The sequence below is a fragment of the Streptomyces sp. NPDC101219 genome, from assembly GCF_044767675.1.
Lineage (GTDB): Bacteria > Actinomycetota > Actinomycetes > Streptomycetales > Streptomycetaceae > Streptomyces.
On sequence record NZ_JBIWOK010000016.1, the window covers coordinates 38,564 to 57,813 of the forward strand.

The following is a 19,250-nucleotide window of genomic DNA, read 5'->3' on the forward strand; positions in this document are numbered from 1 at the left end:
ATGTCTACGCATTGGACGAACCGCGTGTCCAACACCACCGTGACCACGCCTCCGAAGGCGGACGGCACCTCCCTGTCCCACGGCCTGAAGCAGCGCCACCTGTCGATGATCGCCCTCGGCGGGGTGATCGGGGCCGGTCTGTTCGTCGGCTCCGGCGCGGGCATCGCGGCCGCGGGGCCGTCGATCGTCCTCGCCTACACCCTCTCCGGCCTGCTGGTCATGCTGGTGATGCGGATGCTCGGCGAGATGTCGGCCGCGTATCCGTCGTCGGGTTCGTTCTCGGCGCACGCCGAGCGGGCGATCGGGCCGTGGGCGGGCTTCACGGCGGGCTGGTCGTTCTGGGTGCTGCTGTGCACGGCGGTCGGCCTGGAGGGCATCGGCGCGGCGAAGATCGTCACCGGCTGGCTGCCCGGGACGCCCGAGTGGGCGTGGGTGGCGCTGTTCATGGTGGTGTTCTGCGCGACCAACCTGGCGGCGGTGAAGAACTTCGGTGAGTTCGAGTTCTGGTTCGCGGCACTGAAGGTCGGCGCGATCAGCCTGTTCCTGGTGCTGGGCGTGCTGGCGGTGGCGGGCGTGCTGCCGGGCACCGACTCGCCGGGCGGCGCGAACCTCACCGAGCTGCTGCCGAACGGCGCCGAGGGGCTGGTGATCGGGCTGCTGGCGTCGGTGTTCGCGTACGGCGGCCTGGAGACGGTGACGATCGCGGCGGCCGAGTCGGAGAACCCGGTGCGGGGCGTGGCGAGCGCGGTGCGCACCGCGATGTGGCGGATCGCGCTGTTCTATATCGGCTCGATGGCGGTCATCGTCACCCTGGTCCCGTGGGACTCCCCCGCGGTGGTCGAGGCCGGCCCGTACGTGGCCGCCCTGGACCGGCTGGGCATTCCGGGCGCCGGTCAGCTGATGAACGTGGTGGTGCTGGTCGCGCTGCTGTCCGCGATGAACGCGAACATCTACGGCGCCTCCCGGATCGGCTACTCGCTGGTGGAGCGCGGTCAGGGCCCGAAGGTGCTCGGCCGGGTGTCGGGCGGCGTGCCGCGGCTCGCGGTGCTGGCGTCGTCGGTCTTCGGTTTCCTGTGCGTGCTGCTGAGCTACTGGCGGCCGGACGACGTCTTCTCCTGGCTGCTGAACATGATCGGCGCGGTGATCCTGATCGTGTGGATCTTCATCGCGGTGTCGCAGCTGCGGCTGCGCCGCCGGCTGGAGCGGGAGGCGCCGGAGCGGCTGACCGTGCGGATGTGGGCGTTCCCCGTGCTGACGTGGGTGGCGCTGGCCGGTATGGCGGCGGTGTTCGTGCTGATGGCGCGGGAGCCGGACACGCGCGTGCAGTTGTACTCGACGGGCGGCATGACGCTGTTCCTGTCGGCCGTGGGCTACGCCTGGCAGCGGGCGCGCGCCCGCACCTGAGCCGCATCTCTTCCCGGCAGGGCCCCCGCGTGGACGGAACACGCGGGGGCCCTTTCTTTCGTGTGTCCGGACCCGCGCATCCCTCTTCTGCTGTTAACGTGCAGTTGCAAGCTCTTTGCAATAAGAGGTTCGGAGGGGACCCCCGCATGCCCGTCTACACGCTGCCCGACCTGCCCTACGACCACGCCGCGCTGGCGCCCGTCATCAGCCCCGAGATCATCGAGCTGCACCACGACAAGCACCACGCGGCGTACGTGAAGGGCGCCAACGACACGCTGGAGCAGCTCGCCGAGGCGCGGGACCAGGAGTCGTGGGGCTCGGTCAACGGGCTGGAGAAGAACCTGGCGTTCCACCTCTCCGGGCACATCCTGCATTCGATCTACTGGCAGAACATGACCGGCCCGAAGGAGGGCGGCGGCGAGCCCCTGGCGCAGGACGGCGTGGGCGAGCTCGCCGACGCGATCACCGAGTCGTTCGGCTCGTTCGCCGGTTTCAAGGCGCAGCTGTCCAAGGCGGCCGCGACCACGCAGGGCTCGGGCTGGGGCGTCCTGGCGTACGAGCCGCTGAGCGGGCGCCTGATCGTGGAGCAGGTCTACGATCACCAGGGCAACGTCGGCCAGGGCGCCACCCCCATCCTGGTCTTCGACGCCTGGGAGCACGCCTTCTACCTGCAGTACCGCAACCAGAAGGTGGACTTCATCGAGGCGATGTGGCAGGTCGTCAACTGGCAGGACGTCGCCCGCCGCCACGCCGCGGCGAAGTCCCGCACGGACGTGCTGCTGCTCGCGCCATGACGGCGGCCCCAAGGTCTTTCGTCTGATCATGCCGGTTCACGCCGCGAGCCCGGCATGATCCGGACGAGAGGCCCCGAGCGTCCTGCCTCGTGATCGTCTTCTCACCGTTCACCCGGCAGGCGGAAAGAGGGAAGCCCCCGCGACGACCTGAGTCGCGGGGGCTTCCGGCTCGGGGCACCCCCGGGCAGAGTGGGGCAATGGCGACACCGAGAACCATGAAACTGCCCTGCTGGACCTGCGGGACGGCCCAGCGGCACCGTCAGCTGCACCGCACCGAGCAGGACTGGCTCAAGGAGCGGCTGGGCCGCTCGGGGGTCAACGAGTTCTGGCTGTGCGAGAACGTCCTCGACCCGGACACCGGACGGCAGTGCCGCAACCTGCGCACCGGGTTCGTCATGAAGCCGTTCCCCAAGGCCGTCCGGGTGCCCGTCCCGGAGTGAGGCCGGTCACAGGTTGCTGAAGTCGGGGTCCTTGGTGCGCGAGCGCTTGATCTCGTAGAAGCCGGGGACCGAGGCGACCGCGAGGGTGCCGTCCCACAGGCGGGCGGCCTCCTCGCCCTTGGGCGCGGGGGTGACGACCGGGCCGAAGAAGGCGATCTGCTCGCCGTCGGGGCCGGGCACCGCGATGACCGGGGTGCCGACGTCCTGGCCGACCTTCTCGATGCCTTCCTGGTGGGAGGCGCGCAGTTGTGCCTCGTACGGGGTGTCGTCCCAGTGCTGCATCAGCGTCCCGGGCAGGCCGACGTCCTTCAGGGCGGCGGCGACGGTCTCCTTGCCGGGGCCCTCGTCCTTGTTGTGGATGCGGGTGCCGAGCGCGGTGTACAGGTCGCCGAGGACCTCCGCGCCGTGCTCCTCCTGGGCGGCGATCACGATCCGCACCGGGCCCCACGCCTTGGTCTCCAGCAGCTCGCGGTACTCCTCGGGGAGCTCGTCCAGCCGGTCCTCGTTCAGCACGGCGAGGCTCATCAGGTGCCAGCGCACCTCGATGTTCCGGACCTTCTCCACCTCCAGCACCCAGCGCGAGGTCATCCAGGCCCAGGGGCACAGCGGGTCGAACCAGAAGTCGACGGGGGTGGGGGTGGACTGCTCGGACATGTCGCTCCTCACGGGGAAGGGGTGGAAGGGGTCCTTCCTCAGGGAACACCAGGTCGCCTCCCGGCCATTCCCGGCTGCTCCCTGTCAGGGGCGCATGGCAGGATCGGTGCTGTTCAGCCATGTCGACGACGCATGAGGAGTGCCGCCCGTGCCCGGTGAGAATCTGACCCGCGACGAGGCCCGGGAGCGGGCCGCCCTGCTGTCGGTCGACGGGTACGAGGTGTCCCTCGACCTGCGCTCGGCGACCGGCGACGCGGGCGGCGAGGACCCCCGCACCTTCCGCTCGGTCACCACGCTGCGCTTCCGCTGCGCGGAGCCCGGGGCGAGCAGCTTCGCCGACCTGATCGCGCCGAGTGTGACGGCCGTCTCCCTCAACGGGCGGGACCTGGACCCGGGCGAGGTCTTCGACGGCACCCGGATCCTGCTGGAGGACCTGGCCGCCGACAACGAGCTGATCGTGGACGCGCAGTGCGCCTACTCCCGCACCGGCGAGGGCATGCACCGCTTCGTCGACCCGGAGGACGGCGAGGTGTACCTGTACACCCAGTACGAGCCGGCCGACGCCCGCCGGGTCTTCGCCAATTTCGAGCAGCCCGACCTCAAGGCCCCCTACCGCTTCGAGGTACGCGCGCCCGAGGGGTGGACGGTGTGGAGCAACGGCGCCGGTGAACTGGCCGACGGAGTGTGGCGGTTCGCCGAGACCAAGCCGATCTCGACGTACATCACCTGTGTCGTCGCCGGCCCCTACCACTACGTCACGGACACCTACGAGCGGGAGTTCGCCGACGGCACGCGCCTGGAGATCCCGCTCGGCGCGATGTGCCGCAAGGCGCTGGCGCCGCACTTCGACGCCGACGACGTGTTCCTGGTGACCAAGCAGGGCCTGGACTTCTTCCACGACCACGTCGACTACCCGTACCCGTTCGGCAAGTACGACCAGGCGTTCGTGCCCGAGTACAACCTGGGCGCCATGGAGAACCCGGGAATGGTGACCTTCCGCGAGGAGTTCATCTTCCGGGGCAAGGTGACGCAGGCGTCGTACGAGGGCCGGGCCAACGTCATCCTGCACGAGATGGCGCACATGTGGTTCGGCGACCTGGTCACCATGGAGTGGTGGGACGACCTGTGGCTGAAGGAGTCCTTCGCCGACTTCATGGGCGCGTTCTCCCTGGTGGGCGCCACCCGCTTCACCGACGGCTGGATCACCTTCGCCAACCGCCGCAAGGCGTGGGCGTACCGCGCGGACCAGCTCCCGTCGACGCACCCGGTCACGGCGGACATCCGTGATCTGCAGGACGCCAAGCTGAACTTCGACGGCATCACCTACGCCAAGGGCGCCTCGGTGCTCAAGCAGCTCGTGGCGTACGTCGGCCAGGAGGCGTTCCTGGAGGGCGCCCGGCGCTACTTCAAGCGCCACGCGTACGGCAACACCCGCCTCGGCGACCTGCTGTCGGTGCTGGAGGAGACCAGCGGACGGGACATGGCGGCCTGGTCGCGCGCCTGGCTGCAGACGGCCGGCGTCAACTCCCTCACCCCGCAGGTGCTGCTGACCGCCGAGGGCCGGATCGACGAGCTGGCCGTGGTGCAGGAGGCCGCCGAGTCCCACCCCGAGCTGCGCCCGCACCGGGTGGCGATCGGCCTGTACCGGCGCACCGGCTCCGGCACGCTGGAGCGGTACGCCCGCGCCGAGGCGGACGTCGACGGCGCCCGCACGGTCGTCGCCGAGCTCGCCGGGGCCGAGGCGCCGGAGCTCGTCCTGGTCAACGACGACGACCTCACCTACTGCAAGATCCGCTTCGACGAGACCTCGCTGGCCACGCTGCGCGAGCACCTGGGCGCGCTGACCGACCCGCTGGCCCGCGCGCTGTGCTGGTCGGCGCTGTGGAACATGACCCGGGACGCGCTGCTGCCCGCGCGGGACTTCATCGGCCTGGTGCTGCGCTTCGCCGGCCGGGAGTCCGACATCGGTGTGCTCCAGATGCTGCACGCCTGGGCCGAGTCGGCCCTCGTCCACTACACGGCGCCCGCCCGGCGCGAGACGGCCGGGGTGCGGCTCGCCGAGGGCGCCCGCCGCGAGCTGCAGAGCGCGGTGGCGGGCAGTGAACAGCAGCTGGCCTGGGCGCGGTTCCTCGCGTCGGTGGCCTCCGCGCCGGGCGACCTGCAGCTGCTCCAGGACCTGCTGTCCGGCACGGTCACGATCGACGGGCTGGACGTGGACCAGGAGCTGCGCTGGGCGTTCCTGGAGCCGCTGGCCGCGCACGGGGTCGCGGACGAGAAGACGCTGGCCGAGGAACTGGCCCGCGACGACACCGCCTCCGGCAAGCGGCACCAGGTGCGCTGCCTGGCGGCCCGGCCCTCGGCGGAGGTCAAGGCCCGCTGCTGGGAGCAGGTCGTGGAGTCCGACACCCTGTCGAACGCCCTGGTGGAGGCCACCATCGCGGGCTTCGCCCGGCCGTCCCAGCGGGACCTGCTCGCCCCGTACACGCAGAAGTACTTCGAGGCGATCGAGCGGGTGTGGTCCGAGCGGTCGATCCAGATCGGCATGGACGTGGTGCGCGGGCTGTTCCCGTCCTACCAGGACTCCCCGGAGACGCTGGCGGCGACGGACGCGTGGCTCGCCGCGCACGAGGACGCTCCGTCGGCCCTGCGCCGTCTGGTCCTGGAGGCCCGGGACGACCTGGCGCGCGGGCTGCGCGGCCAGAGCCGCGACGCGGCGGCCGACGCGCAGGCGTGACGGGTCCGTGACGCCCGGGGCCTCGTCCCGTGCCGGGACGGGGCCCCCTGCGGCAACCGTTACGAACTTCGGGCAATCACAGCCGTAACCCCTGGTCACACCCGAATGGACCAGGGGTTTTCGGCATCCGAACACGCGTCCTTTAGCGCAGGCTTGTCCCCGTTTGTCGACGGACCTGTAACAGGGGTTCGGTGGCCGACGAGGCACGGGGACATTGCCGGTCATGACCCACAACACCCCGCTCTCCCCCCGCCCCCTGCACCACCTCGCCGACGTCCGCCGCCGGGTGCTGACCACCGCCCAGCTGCGCGCCCACGGCGTGTCGGCCGCCGAGACGAACGAGCAGTGCCGCCCCGGCGGTTCCTGGCAGCAGCTGCTGCCCGGCGTCGTCCTGCTCCACCCCGGGCCGCCGACCAGCGAGGAGCGGCTGCACGCGGTGCTGATGTACACGGCGCGGGAGCGGTCCGCGGGCGTCCCGGTCCAGCCCCGCCCGGACACCCCGCCCGTCTCCTCCTACGGCGAGGCGATGATCACCGGCCTGGCGGCGCTCACCCTGCACGGCTTCTGCGGCACTCCCCCGCTGCCGTCCCTGGACGCCTTCGACGTCCTGGTGCCCCGGCTGCGCCGCCTGCGCTCGACCGGCTGCGTCCGCATCGTCCGCACCTCCGCCCTCCCGGACGCCGAGCAGGTCACCGGCCTGCCGGTGGCTCCGGTGCCGCGCGCGCTGGCCGACGCGGTGGCCCGGCTGGACGACGCGGTCGCGGTGCGCCGCCTGCTGACCGAGGCGGTGCGCGGCGGCCACTGCGACGCGGCGTCGGTGGTGCGCGAACTGACCCGGGCGCGGCTGCTGAACCGGCCCCACGTCGTCGACGCGGTGGACACCCTGGTGGCGGAGGGCCGGGCGTTCGCGGAGGACCGCCTGTACACGATGGTGCGCGAACACGGCCTGCCCGACCCGGTGTGGAACGTCGACCTCCGGCTGCCCGGCGGCCCGCACCTCGGCGGCCTGGACGCCTACTGGCCGGAACAGGCCGTCGCCGTGGAGCTGGACACCCACGCGCCCCGGCAGGACGACGACGCCCTGTGGTCGGAGTACGCCCGCAAGCGCGAGGTCCTGGAACGGCTGGGCATCACGGTCGTGCACGTCACCCCGCGCAAGCTGCGCGACGCCCCGGACCAGCAGGCGGCCGTGCTCCGCACGGCCCTGATGGCCGCCCCCGACCGGGAACCGGCGGCCTACGTCGTCGTGCTGCCCCGGTAGGGGGCCCGGCCGCCGGAGCCAGGAGGGGAGCGGAGGGGCCGCCGGGCACACGGCGGCCCCTCCTCGTGTCCGGGACGCGGGCAGTCCCTCCTCGTGTCCGGGACGCGGGCCGCCCCTCCTCGTGTCCGGGCCGCAGGCAGTCCCTCCCGGAGGGTCCGCTTCACTCCACGGCGGTCGCGCGTCCCGCCGCCGGGCGCTCCCGCCACAGCCGCAGGGCGATGTCCACCATGGGGACCCGTACCAGGCCGGAGACGGCGTCCAGGGGCTGCCAGGCGGCGAGTTCGGTGCTGCCGCCGATCTCGTTGCGCAGGTCGCCGCCGGTGATGCGGCCCTCGTAGACGAGCTGCACGCTGTGGTGGTCGGCGGGACGGCGCAGCCCGCGGCCGGGAAGGGTGCCGCGGAAGGAGCCCACGCCGAGCAGGCCGGTGACCTCGATGAGGTAGCCGGTCTCCTCCTCCACCTCCCGGCGCACGGTGTCGTAAGGGTCCTCGCCGTGTTCCATACCGCCGCCCGGCATGACCCACTCGGAGGGTCCGCCGGGCACGGGAGAGCGGGCGAGCAAGAGCTGTCCGTCGCGTACCACCACGGCGTAGGCCGCCACCCTCAACGTCTTTCGCACCCAGGGACGTTAGCGCCGAACCGGGCGGACCGGCAGGTGAATATCCGGGCGGACCGCGCCCCGGCGCGGTGTCCGGGCCCCTCGGGCGACTTGCCCGCTTCGGGGGGCATCCACCCATACGCGTACCGGGGGTTTTCCCCATACATCCATTTCGTTTTCGGTCAACCCTCCCCAAACACCCGGCCCTTGCGACAGGCTCTGCGATCGTCCGGGTTCCTTTTCCGGATCTTCGCGACCGGGGCCGATCGGCCCGGGTCGCTCCACGATCGTTCCTTTACTTCAAGGGATGCCGATGACCCATTCCCCTCAGCGCGACTCGATATCGGGCGCGAGACGCGTCGCCCGCATCGCCGTGGCCGCCGGCCTGGTCGCCGCGCTCTCCGCGGCCGGGCCGGTCCCCATGGCTCTCGCCGCCGACGCGCCGCCCGCCGCCCCGGTCGACGGGGACGTCAAGTCCGCGCCCGACAAGCTGGGGTCGAAGGACGCCGACCTGCTCGCCGAGGCCAAGGCCGAGGGCGCCAAGCACGTCACCATGATGATCGCCACGGCGCCCGGGAAGACCGAGCAGGTCGCCGAGAAGCTGAACGCGGTCAAGGGCGGCTCCGTCGGACAGACCCACGACAAGCTGGGCTACGTCCGCGCCACCGTCCCCACCGCCAAGGCGGACGCGGCCATCGCCGCCGCCGCGAAGCTCTCCACCGTGCACGGCATCGACCTGCGCGAGGAGATCCCGCTCGACGACCCGACGCCGAGCGCCGACACCACCAAGGGCGCCAAGGGCAAGGGCGGCAAGGGCACCTACAGGGCGCCCGACAAGCGGACCCCGGCCAAGAACCCGTACAACCCGTCCTTCGAGACCGGTGCCGTCGACTTCGTCAAGCACAACCGCAAGGCGGACGGCCGCGGCGTCACCATCGGCATCCTCGACTCCGGCGTGGACCTCGCCCACCCGGCGCTGCAGAAGACCACCACCGGCGAGCGGAAGATCGTCGACTGGGTCACGGCGACCGACCCGATCGTGGACAACGACCGGACCTGGCGCCCCATGGTGTCGTCCGTGTCCGGGCCCAGCTTCGCCTACGACGGCAAGACCTGGAAGGCCCCGGCGGGCGACTACCGCATCAGCACCTTCCTGGAGTCGTACACCATCGGCGGTGACGCGAACGGCGACACCAACCTCGACGGTGACACCACCGACTCCTGGGGCGTCCTCTACGACGCCGAGGCGGGCACGGTCCGCGTCGACCTGAACAACAACCAGGACTTCTCGGACGACACCCCGATGAAGCCCTACAAGGACAAGTTCCACGTCGGGTACTTCGGCACCGACGACCCGAAGACCGACGTCGCCGAGCGCCAGCCGTTCGTCGTGGAGATCCGCAAGGACGTCCCGATGGACCCCTACGGCGGCGACTGGGTCGGCAAGAAGGCCGACTTCGTCAACATCGGCCTCATCGAGGGGTCGCACGGCTCGCACGTGGCCGGCATCACCGCCGCCCACGGCCTGTTCGGCGGCAAGATGAACGGTGCCGCGCCCGGCGCGAAGCTGGTCTCCTCCCGCGCCTGCACCTGGTCCGGCGGCTGCACCAACGTGGCGCTCACCGAGGGCATGATCGACCTCGTCGCCAACCGGGGCGTCGACATCGTCAACATGTCCATCGGCGGCCTGCCCGCGCTCAACGACGGCAACAACGCCCGCGCCGAGCTGTACAACCGGCTCATCGACACCTACGGCGTCCAGATCGTCATCTCCGCCGGCAACTCCGGCCCCGGCGCCAACACCATCGGCGACCCGGCCCTCGCCGACAAGGTCATCTCCGTCGGCGCATCCGTCTCCCGCGAGACCTGGGCCGCCAACTACGGCTCCGTGGTGAAGAAGAAGTACGGCATGATGCCCTTCTCCTCGCGCGGTCCGCGTGAGGACGGCGGCTTCACGCCGACGCTGGTCGCCCCCGGCGCCTCGGTCAACACCATCCAGACGTGGGCCGCGGGCGCCCCGGTCGCCGAGGCGGGCTACGGCCTGCCGGCCGGCTACGGGATGCTCCAGGGCACCTCGATGGCCTCCCCGCAGGCCGCCGGCGCGGCGGCGCTGCTGCTGTCCGCCGCGAAGCAGAAGCGCATCGACCTCACCCCCGCGAAGCTGCGCACCGCCCTCACCTCCACGACCGAGCGCATCAAGGACGTGCAGGCCTACGAGCAGGGCGCCGGCCTCATCGACATCGAGGAGGCCTGGGACGCCATCCGGGACGGCGCCACCGCGCACACGTACACGGTGAAGGCGCCGGTCGACACCGCGATCGACCAGTTCCTGAAGACCCCCGGCTTCGGCACCGGTCTCTACGACCGCGAGGGCGGCCTCAAGGTCCGCCAGAAGAAGACGTACGACATCACCATCACCCGTACGTCCGGCCCGGACCGTGCGATCAAGCACGAACTGGACCTGGAGAACAACGCCGACCGCACCTTCCGCATCGTCGGCGACGACGAGGTGCGGCTGCCGCTGAACAAGCCGGTGACCGTCAAGGTCCAGGCGAACCCGACGTCGGCCGGCCTGAAGAGCGCGATCCTCGAGGTCGACGACCCGCGCACCGAGGGCGTGGACCACCAGGTCCTCAACACCGTCGTCGTCTCGGCGCCCCTGAAGTACACCTTCGCGGCGTCCGGCAAGGCCCAGCGCAACGACACCACGTCGTACTTCGTCACCGTGCCCGAGGGCGCGAAGACGCTGGAGATCGCGATGAGCGGCCTGAAGGCCGACAGCCAGACCCGGTTCATCGCCATCCACCCCTACGGTGTCCCGGCCGACCCGACCTCCACGGTCAACTGCTACCCGAACTACAGCAACCCGGCCAACACCTGCCGCCCCGACGTGCGGTCCTACCCGGACCCGCAGCCGGGCGTCTGGGAGATCGAGGTCGAGTCGCGCCGCACGTCGCCGCTGCTCGACAACCCGTACAAGCTGAACGTCGCCGTCCTCGGCGCGGCCTTCGACCCGGAGACCGTGAACGTGCCCGAGGCGAAGGTCGGCGAGCCGGCCGCCGCCTCCTGGAAGGTGACGAACCGCCTCGCCGCCCTGGACGGCAAGCTGGTCGGGGGCCCGCTCGGCTCCGCCAACACCGACCGGCCGTCCATCAAGACCGGTGACAAGCACACCACCACGGTCGAGGTGCCCGCGGGCGCCGCGTCCCTGGACGTGGCCATCGGCAACGTCACCGACACCGCCGCCGACCTGGACCTGGCGGTCTACAAGGACGGCGTCCGCGTCGCCCAGTCCGCCGACGGCGACTCCGAGGAGTCGGTGTCCATCGCCAAGCCGGCCGCCGGCACGTACACCGTCGAGGTCGTGGGCTACTCCGTCCCGGCCGGCACCGCCGAGTACGACTACCGGGACGTCTTCTTCTCGGAGACCCTCGGCACCATCACCGTCGACGGCTCCGCGCCGGTGAAGCTGGGCACGGGCGACTCCGCCACCGTCTCCGGGACCGTCACGGCCGCCGCCGAGGCGCCCGAGGGACGCGAGTTCTTCGGCCGCGTCCAGCTGGTCAACGAGCGCGGCACGGTCGCGGGCCTCAGCAGCGTGACGATCGAGAAGGTCGTCCCGTAACGACGGGTCCGTCGCCACGGCGCACGGCGTAACAGGAGGGGCGGGTGCCTGACGGGCACCCGCCCCTTCGCCGTGCCGCCTCCCGGCCATCCCCTTACTGGCAGGCCAGGCGGTCCGCCTCGGGCAGCGTCGCGGTGACCCAGGCCCGGGCGAGGGCCACGTTCTGCGCACCGGTGACGAGCAGGTCCGGCCGGTCGCCCTCACGGGGCAGGACGACGAGGACGTCGTCCCCCACGCCGGGACTGCTCTGCGTCGACGCTCCCAGCAGGAACGTCACCGGGGTGCCCTCCTCCCCCTTGTGCAGGCGGGTCACGGCGAGCGTGACGCGCCGCACGTCCCCGCCCGGCACCGGCCGCACCGCCGTCACGGTGCCCTCCGCGACGAGCCGCGCACAGGCCAGCCGACGCGCGCTGCCGACCGGGTCCTGCTGCTCGGCGCCCGGGGGTGCCGGGGCGTCCTCGGCGCCACCCGGGACACTCCGGTCGCCGGCGGCGACCCCGGCGTCGGCACTGGACGCGTCCTGGGTCGCTCCGGGCTGCACCACGAGCCATCCCAGCCCGGCCACGAAGGTCGCGGCGGCGGCCACGGCGAGCGACCCCAGGGCGACCCGGAGGGGCCGCCGGGGGCGACGGGGGCCCGGGCGGCGGCCTGGTCCGCGTGAGCCGCGTGACGCGCGTGCTTCGTGCCCGTGGGGACGGCGTGGTGGGTTTGCTGCGGGGGGTGTCCTGTCGGCGGGGCCTGTGCGGTCGGCGGGGCCCGTGCGGTCGGCGGGTGCCTCGTGGCCGCCCTCGCCGGGGGCGGCGTCGACGGGTTCGGTGAGCACGTCCCCGAGGAGGGCCAGCTGCTCGCGGAGCACCGCCAGGTCGGCCAGGGCGGCCTCGTGCTCCGCCCGGAACGCCGGGTCCCGCCGGGCGTCCGCGGGCGGCGGCTCGGCCAGGATCGCGACCATCAGGGGGTCGTAGTCATGGATGCGGTCCACGCCGTGGGGGCGGCCGTCGTCCGGCGTGCGGCCGTCGTCGTGGGCGCGGTCGACGCCGTGGGGGCGGCCGTCGTCCGGCGTGCGGCCGTCGTCGTGGGCGCGGTCGTCACCGTGGGGGCGCTCGTCCTCCGGCATCCGGTCGTCGTCACGGGTGCGGTCGTCGTCGTGGGCGGCCATGTCACACCACCTCGTCCTCATGCAGGCGGGCGCGCAGGGCCCGTACCGCCGTGTGCAGCCTGCTCTTGACCGTGCCCTCGGGGACGCCGAGCTGGTCGGCGATCGACCGCACCGGCAGGTCCGCGTAGAAGCGCAGCACGACGACCTGGCGCTGGGCGTCGGTCAGCGCGTCCAGTCCGCGGGCGACGGCGAGGGAGAGCAGGCTGTTCTCCTCACCGGAGGGTGCTTCCGCCGGGCGCAGCGCGGCCAGGCGTTCGCCGAGGCGCTCCTGGCGCCGCTTGGCCCGGTGCCAGTCCATGGCGAGGTTGGAGGCGACCACCGCCGCCCACGCCGACACGTCCCGCGGCGCCTCCCGTCCGCTCGCGGCCCGTTCCAGCAGCCGCAGGCGGACCTGCTGCACCCCGTCCGGCAGGTCCGCCTGCGGTACCCCGCCCAGCGCGAGCACCGCCCGCACCCGGCGCTCCTGCGCGGCGTCCAGCGGGTCGTCGCCCGCGGCGGGGTCCGTCCCCCGCCCGCGCCGGGCCCCTGTGCGCAGCACCGCCCCACCCCCTCACGCTGTCCCCCCTACGACGCCGCTGCCGCCCGGAACGTTCGCCCGGCCTGCGTGACGCCGGGCGAGGCGTACGTCACACCCCGTCGAGGCGTACGTCACACCTTCGTGTGGGCCGGACCGGGTTGGGCAGGGGACCTTGCGGTCCATGACCTCCGGTGGCTGAATTCCTGCAGTTCACGGGGGTGGTGGCCGAAGGTCCGCAGCCGGTCCCCGACCGGCGTCCGTGCCGTTCGTGTCCCAGTACGCGGGCAGATCGGGCAAAGAATTGGACAGCCGGACCGTGGTCGGCCGCATGATGGAAGAGCCTCGGCCAGGCATTCAGGTACGTACAGGACGCAGTAGGGAGTCGTCGTGAGGGTCGGAATCGTCGGAGCCACCGGTCAGGTGGGCACGGTCATGCGCGGGATCCTCAAGGAGCGCGACTTCCCGGTCACCGAGCTGCGCCTGTTCGCGTCGGCCCGCTCGGCGGGCACGGAGCTGGACGGCGTGACGGTGGAGGACGCGTCCACCGCCGACTACTCCGGTCTGGACATCGTGCTGTTCTCGGCGGGCGGCGCGACCTCGAAGGCGCTGGCCGAGAAGGTCGCCTCGCAGGGCGCCGTGGTGATCGACAACTCCTCGGCCTGGCGCAAGGACCCCGAGGTCCCGCTGGTCGTCTCCGAGGTGAACCCGCAGGCGATCGCCGACCGCCCCAAGGGCATCATCGCCAACCCGAACTGCACCACGATGGCCGCGATGCCCGTCCTGCGTCCGCTGCACGCGGAGGCGGGCCTGGAGGCCCTGGTCGTCGCCACCTACCAGGCGGTGTCCGGTTCCGGTGTCGCGGGCGTCGCCGAGCTGCACGGCCAGGCGCAGAAGGTGATCGACGAGGCCGACAAGCTGACCCACGGCGGTTCGGCGGTCGACTTCCCCGAGCCGGCCGTCTACCAGCGCCCCATCGCCTTCAACGTGGTGCCCCTCGCCGGCGGCATCGTCGACGACGGCCTGAACGAGACCGACGAGGAGCAGAAGCTCCGCAACGAGTCCCGCAAGATCCTGGACATCCCGGAGCTGAAGGTCTCCGGGACCTGCGTCCGCGTCCCGGTGTTCTCCGGTCATTCGCTGCAGATCAACGCCCGCTTCGCCCGCCCGATCAGCCCGGAGCGCGCGGCCGAGCTGCTGGGCGAGGCGCCCGGTGTCGTCCTCAGCGACATCCCGACGCCGCTCGAGGCGGCCGGTCAGGACCCGTCGTACGTCGGCCGGATCCGCCGCGACGAGACGGTGGACAACGGCCTGGCGCTGTTCGTCTCCAACGACAACCTCCGCAAGGGGGCCGCGCTCAACGCGGTGCAGATCGCGGAGCTGGTGGCGGCCGAGCTGAAGGGCTGAGCCCTCCACAGGTGTGAGCGGCGGGCGCGTCCCCTCGGGGGCGCGCCCGCCGCTCTGTCGTCCGGGGCCTCCACGCAGCCCCACGGCCGGATGCCTCCCCTCCTGACCAGGGCGCTGCACTGCACGCCTCCCCGGAGACGGTCGCCTCCGCCCCGGCGGCATCATCCGATCAGCAGACTTCGGCAGGGTCCGCCCCGGCCCGGCGCCGTACCCTCACGTCCGAGGAGTGCGCCCCGCCCGGCAGACCCCGAGGCCGCCGGGCACCGCCCCGACGGAGACGAGCACCGCCATGCCGACCGCGAAGAACCTCCAGGCCAACCGCGCCGCCCTGGCCCACCGCCTCTCCTACGCGCTGCGGCACCCGGACCGAATACCCCGGCACCTGCGCCGCGCCGCCCGCGACGCCTGGCTGCGGTACCGCTCCCCCGACCACATCGCCTACTACCGGGCCGTGATGCGCTCCGACACCCGCCGGAACCCCGACGCCGCCGTGGGCAGCCAGAGCCGGGAGCGCTGGAACGCCCTCGGCAGGATGCAGTTCGACTACCTGGTGGACCACGGGCTGCGCCCCGAGCACCGCATGCTGGAGATCGGCTGCGGCAACCTGCGGGCCGGCCGCCACTTCATCGGCCACCTGCACCCCGGCCACTACTACGGCATCGACATCTCCCCCGACATCCTCTTCGCCGCCCAGGACACCCTGGTCGCCCACGGCCTCCAGGACCGGCTGCCCGCCCTCACCCCGGTCCGCGACCTCACCCTGCGTTTCCTGCCCCCGGCGCACTTCGACGTCGTGCACGCCCACAGCGTCTTCTCGCACTCCCCGCTGCCGGTCATCGAGCAGTGCCTGGCGAACGTCGGGCGGGTGCTCGCGCCGGGCGGCTGGTTCGACTTCACCTTCGACCGCACCGAGGGCGAGGAGCACCACGTGCTGCGGGAGGACTTCTACTACCGGACCGAGACCCTGACCGGCCTGGCCGCCCGGTACGGGCTCACGGCCCGCCTCATGGAGGACTGGGAGCGCCTCCCGCACGGCCAGTCCAAGATCCGCGTCACCCACGCCGACCGCCCGGCGCCACCGGAAGCACCGGAGCCGCCGCCCGCAGGATCGTGACCCGGCCCGGCGCCGCCCGCGTCCTGGCCCCCCAGCCCGTGACCCGGCCGGCGCCCGCCTCCTGGCCCCCCGGTCCGTGACTCAACCCCGGCGGCGCCCAGGACCCGCCTCCGCCTCGTAGTCCTCCCGCCGCACCTCGTACAGGAAGCAGCCGTGCTCCACGGCCCGCACGTGCACCAGCGCCACGTCCGGGTCCGCGAACGCCTCCGCGAACGCGGGCTCGAAGTCGTCGGCCGCCCCGACCAGCCGCCCGCCCACGATGCGCCCTGCGGCCGAGTACCGGCGCACGGTGCGCGGCGCCCGCGTGAAGGGCAGCCCCACGCCGTCCGCGGGCCCCCCGCACTCCCCGGCGTGCACGAACACCGGCCCCTGCTCGTCGTACGCCCCCGGATCGGCGCCCGTCGCGGCCGCCCACCGCCGCAGCGGTGCGTACGAGACGAGGGCGATCGACTCGCCGGGCCGGCTGTGGCGCAGGCAGCAGCGCAGCGGGGCGCCGCCCTCCTCGTCGGTGAACGGAACCGGCGGGCGGCCGGCGTCGTCCACCACGCGGAGTTCCTTCAGCACGGAAGCGGGAACGGGGCGTGCGGCACGGGCTGTCGTGGAGGTCGTCATGCACCCCAGCGTCCCGCCCGGCACAACGCGCCACCGGCGGTAAACGGACATCGCGTTACCGCAGGTCCCGTGGAAGGATGGCGCAACCCACACATCACGAGGAGATGACCGCGTGCCTGGCACAAACCTGACTCGCGAAGAGGCGCGGCAGCGGGCGGAGCTGCTGACCGTTGACTCCTACGAGATCGACCTCGATCTCTCCGGCGCGCAAGAGGGCGGCACCTACAGGTCCGTGACCACGGTGCGCTTCGACGTCGCCGAGCACGGCGACGGCGCGCAGTCCTTCATCGACCTGGTGGCCCCCACCGTGCACGAGGTCACCCTGAACGGGGACGCCCTCGACCCCGCCGAGGTCTTCGCGGACTCCCGCATCACCCTGCCCGGCCTGCTCAAGGGCCGCAACATCCTGCGCGTGAGCGCCGACTGCGCCTACACCAACACCGGTGAGGGCCTGCACCGGTTCGTCGACCCCGTCGACAACCAGGCCTACCTGTACACCCAGTTCGAGGTGCCCGACGCCCGCCGCGTCTTCGCCAGCTTCGAACAGCCCGACCTCAAGGCCACCTTCCAGTTCACCGTGAAGGCTCCCGAGGGCTGGACCGTCATCTCGAACTCCCCGACGCCCGAACCCCGGGACAACGTCTGGACGTTCGAGCCCACGCCGCGCATCTCGACGTACATCACCGCGCTGATCGTCGGCCCGTACCACAGCGTCCACAGCGTCTACGAGAAGGACGGCCAGTCCGTCCCCCTCGGCATCTACTGCCGGCCCTCGCTCGCCGAGTACCTCGACGCCGACGCCATCTTCGAGGTCACCCGGCAGGGCTTCGACTGGTTCCAGGAGAAGTTCGACTACGCCTACCCCTTCGCCAAGTACGACCAGCTGTTCGTCCCGGAGTTCAACGCGGGCGCCATGGAGAACGCGGGCGCGGTCACCATCCGCGACCAGTACGTCTTCCGCTCCAAGGTGACGGACGCGGCGTACGAGGTGCGGGCCGAGACCATCCTGCACGAGCTGGCCCACATGTGGTTCGGCGACCTCGTCACCATGGAGTGGTGGAACGACCTGTGGCTGAACGAGTCGTTCGCCACCTACACCTCCATCGCCTGCCAGGCCGCGGCGCCCGGCTCGCGCTGGCCCCACTCGTGGACCACCTTCGCCAACTCCATGAAGACCTGGGCCTATCGCCAGGACCAGCTGCCGTCCACGCACCCGATCATGGCCGACATCAGCGACCTGGACGACGTGCTCGTCAACTTCGACGGCATCACGTACGCCAAGGGCGCCTCCGTCCTCAAGCAGCTCGTCGCCTACGTCGGCGAGGACGCCTTCTTCCGCGGCGTCCAGGCGTACTTCAAGCGCCACGCCTACGGCAACACCCGCCTCTCCGACCTGCTCGGCGCCCTGGAGGAGACCTCCGGCCGCGACCTGAGGACCTGGTCGAAGAAGTGGCTCGAGACGGCCGGCATCAACATCCTGCGCCCCCGCATCGAGACCGACGCCGACGGCGTCATCACCTCCTTCGCCGTCCAGCAGGAGGCCCCCGCCCTCCCGGCCGGCGCCAAGGGCGAGCCCACCCTGCGCCCGCACCGCATCGCCATCGGCCTCTATGACCTCGACGAGGGCAGCGGCAAGCTGGTGCGCACCGAGCGCGTCGAACTCGACGTCGACGGTGAGCTGACCCAGGTCCCGCAGCTCACCGGCAAGCGGCGCCCCGCCGTCGTCCTCCTCAACGACGACGACCTCTCCTACGCCAAGGTCCGCCTCGACGAGCAGTCCCTCGCCTTCGTCACCGAGCACCTCGGCGACTTCGAGGCGTCCCTGCCGCGCGCCCTGTGCTGGGCGTCCGCCTGGGACATGACCCGCGACGCGGAACTCGCCGCCCGCGACTACCTCTCGCTGGTCCTGTCGGGCATCGGCAAGGAGTCCGACATCGGCGTCGTGCAGTCCCTGCACCGCCAGGTCAAGCTGGCCATCGACCTGTACGCCGACCCGGCCGCCCGCGAGACCCTCCTCGGCCGCTGGACCGACGCCACCCTCGCCCAGCTGCGCGCCGCCGCTCCCGGCAGCGACCACCAGCTCGCCTGGGCCCGCGCCTTCGCCGCCACCGCCCGCACGCCCGAGCAGCTCGACCTCCTGGAGGCCCTGCTCACCGGCGAGCAGACCGTCGAGGGCCTCGCCGTCGACACCGAGCTGCGCTGGACCTTCGTCCAGCGGCTGGCCGCGGTCGGCCGCTACGACGAGACGGAGATCGCCGGCGAGTACGAGCGCGACCGCACGGCTGCCGGTGAACGCCACGCCGCCACCGCCCGCGCGGCCCGCCCCACGGAGGAGGCCAAGGCGGAGGCCTGGTCCTCGGTCGTCGACTCCGACAAGCTGCCGAACGCCGTCCAGGAAGCCGTCATCGCCGGCTTCGTCCAGACCGACCAGCGCGAACTGCTCGCGCCGTACACCGAGCGCTACTTCGAGGTCCTCGCGGACGTCTGGGACTCCCGCTCCCACGAGATGGCCCAGCAGATCGCCGTCGGCCTCTACCCGGCCGTCCAGGTCTCCCGCGACACCCTCGACCGCACGGACGCCTGGCTCTCCTCCGCCGACCCGAGCGCCGCCCTGCGCCGCCTGGTCTCGGAATCCCGAGCCGGCGTCGAACGCGCCCTCCGCGCCCAGGCCGCGGACGCTGCGGCAGCGGGGGCGTAGCCTCCGGCGGTACGTGTTCTGGGGCGCCCGGCTCTATGCCGGGCGCCCTTCGCGTGTGCTGGGGGTGGCGGCGCAGTACGACGCGGTGGCGCTCACGGACGCGGCGCCGTCGAGTAGGCCCATTGCTCTACGCCACGCTGTGCAAATGCCCGTTTGCCCCCGGCTCGACTGCCTTCGGCGTGTGCGCCCGAACCGCAGTCGTCGGACCGATGGGATCAGCTCATCCGCAACCGAGTCAC

14 protein-coding genes are annotated in these 19,250 nt (G+C 72.2%); 9 read left to right on the forward strand and 5 right to left on the reverse strand.

The window, feature by feature from the left end; translation table 11 throughout:
* Positions 1-24: 24 nt before the first annotated feature.
* The 3 genes from ACIRPP_RS26715 to ACIRPP_RS26725 all read left to right on the forward strand — a co-directional run bounded on the left by ACIRPP_RS26715 (position 25) and on the right by ACIRPP_RS26725 (position 2,638).
* On the forward strand, positions 25-1,404 hold the full coding sequence (locus ACIRPP_RS26715; RefSeq protein WP_403647703.1) for an amino acid permease: 1,380 nt from the start codon (positions 25-27) through the stop codon (positions 1,402-1,404).
* A gap of 146 nt (positions 1,405-1,550) precedes the next feature.
* Positions 1,551-2,198 carry a superoxide dismutase gene (locus ACIRPP_RS26720; protein ID WP_403647706.1) on the forward strand — a complete coding sequence of 216 codons (648 nt, stop codon included), beginning with the start codon at positions 1,551-1,553 and terminating at the stop codon, positions 2,196-2,198.
* Between the two features lie 197 nt (positions 2,199-2,395).
* On the forward strand, positions 2,396-2,638 hold the full coding sequence (locus ACIRPP_RS26725) for a hypothetical protein (RefSeq protein WP_164343580.1): 243 nt from the start codon (positions 2,396-2,398) through the stop codon (positions 2,636-2,638).
* 6 nt (positions 2,639-2,644) lie between these two features.
* Here ACIRPP_RS26725 and ACIRPP_RS26730 read toward each other — a convergent pair whose 3' ends face one another.
* Positions 2,645-3,292 carry a DsbA family protein gene (locus ACIRPP_RS26730; protein WP_403647709.1) on the reverse strand — a complete coding sequence of 216 codons (648 nt, stop codon included), beginning with the start codon at positions 3,290-3,292 and terminating at the stop codon, positions 2,645-2,647.
* Positions 3,293-3,440: 148 nt separating this feature from the next.
* On the opposite strand from ACIRPP_RS26730, the gene pepN (ACIRPP_RS26735) reads away from it, so the two are divergent.
* Together pepN (ACIRPP_RS26735) and ACIRPP_RS26740 are read left to right on the forward strand one after the other, a co-directional pair.
* A complete protein-coding gene (gene pepN, locus ACIRPP_RS26735; protein ID WP_403647712.1) occupies positions 3,441-6,026 on the forward strand; it encodes an aminopeptidase N in 2,586 nt (861 codons plus the stop codon).
* A 223-nt stretch (positions 6,027-6,249) separates the two neighbouring features.
* A complete protein-coding gene (locus tag ACIRPP_RS26740; protein ID WP_403647715.1) occupies positions 6,250-7,287 on the forward strand; it encodes a hypothetical protein in 1,038 nt (345 codons plus the stop codon).
* Between the two features lie 160 nt (positions 7,288-7,447).
* Here the strand turns inward: ACIRPP_RS26740 and ACIRPP_RS26745 are convergent, their stop codons facing one another.
* A complete protein-coding gene (locus ACIRPP_RS26745; RefSeq protein ID WP_403647718.1) occupies positions 7,448-7,906 on the reverse strand; it encodes an NUDIX hydrolase in 459 nt (152 codons plus the stop codon).
* Between the two features lie 292 nt (positions 7,907-8,198).
* Between ACIRPP_RS26745 and ACIRPP_RS26750 the strand changes: the two genes are divergently transcribed.
* A complete protein-coding gene (locus ACIRPP_RS26750; RefSeq protein WP_403647721.1) occupies positions 8,199-11,510 on the forward strand; it encodes a S8 family serine peptidase in 3,312 nt (1,103 codons plus the stop codon).
* Positions 11,511-11,604: 94 nt separating this feature from the next.
* On the opposite strand, the gene ACIRPP_RS26755 is transcribed toward ACIRPP_RS26750, so the two are convergent.
* Together ACIRPP_RS26755 and ACIRPP_RS26760 are read right to left on the reverse strand one after the other, a co-directional pair.
* The gene (locus ACIRPP_RS26755) at positions 11,605-12,666 is read right to left on the reverse strand and encodes a hypothetical protein (protein ID WP_403647724.1); all 1,062 of its coding nucleotides are present in this window, start codon (positions 12,664-12,666) and stop codon (positions 11,605-11,607) included.
* 1 nt (position 12,667) lies between these two features.
* Positions 12,668-13,204: an RNA polymerase sigma factor gene (locus tag ACIRPP_RS26760; RefSeq protein ID WP_382965028.1), complete on the reverse strand. Its 537-nt coding sequence runs from the start codon at positions 13,202-13,204 to the stop codon at positions 12,668-12,670.
* Between the two features lie 366 nt (positions 13,205-13,570).
* Here ACIRPP_RS26760 and ACIRPP_RS26765 point away from each other — a divergent pair, with 366 nt between their 5' ends.
* Together ACIRPP_RS26765 and ACIRPP_RS26770 are read left to right on the forward strand one after the other, a co-directional pair.
* Complete coding sequence (locus ACIRPP_RS26765) at positions 13,571-14,587, forward strand: aspartate-semialdehyde dehydrogenase (protein WP_403647728.1); 1,017 nt, start codon at positions 13,571-13,573, stop codon at positions 14,585-14,587.
* A 289-nt stretch (positions 14,588-14,876) separates the two neighbouring features.
* Positions 14,877-15,701 carry a class I SAM-dependent methyltransferase gene (locus ACIRPP_RS26770; protein WP_403647731.1) on the forward strand — a complete coding sequence of 275 codons (825 nt, stop codon included), beginning with the start codon at positions 14,877-14,879 and terminating at the stop codon, positions 15,699-15,701.
* Between the two features lie 81 nt (positions 15,702-15,782).
* Here ACIRPP_RS26770 and ACIRPP_RS26775 read toward each other — a convergent pair whose 3' ends face one another.
* Complete coding sequence (locus ACIRPP_RS26775; RefSeq protein ID WP_403647734.1) at positions 15,783-16,313, reverse strand: DUF1203 domain-containing protein; 531 nt, start codon at positions 16,311-16,313, stop codon at positions 15,783-15,785.
* A 112-nt stretch (positions 16,314-16,425) separates the two neighbouring features.
* Between ACIRPP_RS26775 and pepN (ACIRPP_RS26780) the strand changes: the two genes are divergently transcribed.
* Positions 16,426-19,011, forward strand: a complete 2,586-nt coding sequence (gene pepN / locus ACIRPP_RS26780; RefSeq protein WP_403647736.1) for an aminopeptidase N — start codon at positions 16,426-16,428, stop codon at positions 19,009-19,011.
* Positions 19,012-19,250: the final 239 nt, after the last annotated feature.

Coding starts and splice junctions, on each gene's coding strand:
- ACIRPP_RS26720 (WP_403647706.1), top strand. CDS start 1,551: ATGCCCGTCTACACGCTGCCCGACCTGCCCTACGACCACGCCGCGCTG.
- ACIRPP_RS26725 (WP_164343580.1), top strand. CDS start 2,396: ATGGCGACACCGAGAACCATGAAACTGCCCTGCTGGACCTGCGGGACG.
- ACIRPP_RS26730 (WP_403647709.1), bottom strand. CDS start 3,292: ATGTCCGAGCAGTCCACCCCCACCCCCGTCGACTTCTGGTTCGACCCG.
- ACIRPP_RS26740 (WP_403647715.1), top strand. CDS start 6,250: ATGACCCACAACACCCCGCTCTCCCCCCGCCCCCTGCACCACCTCGCC.
- ACIRPP_RS26750 (WP_403647721.1), top strand. CDS start 8,199: ATGACCCATTCCCCTCAGCGCGACTCGATATCGGGCGCGAGACGCGTC.
- ACIRPP_RS26755 (WP_403647724.1), bottom strand. CDS start 12,666: ATGGCCGCCCACGACGACGACCGCACCCGTGACGACGACCGGATGCCG.
- ACIRPP_RS26770 (WP_403647731.1), top strand. CDS start 14,877: ATGCCGACCGCGAAGAACCTCCAGGCCAACCGCGCCGCCCTGGCCCAC.
- ACIRPP_RS26775 (WP_403647734.1), bottom strand. CDS start 16,313: ATGACGACCTCCACGACAGCCCGTGCCGCACGCCCCGTTCCCGCTTCC.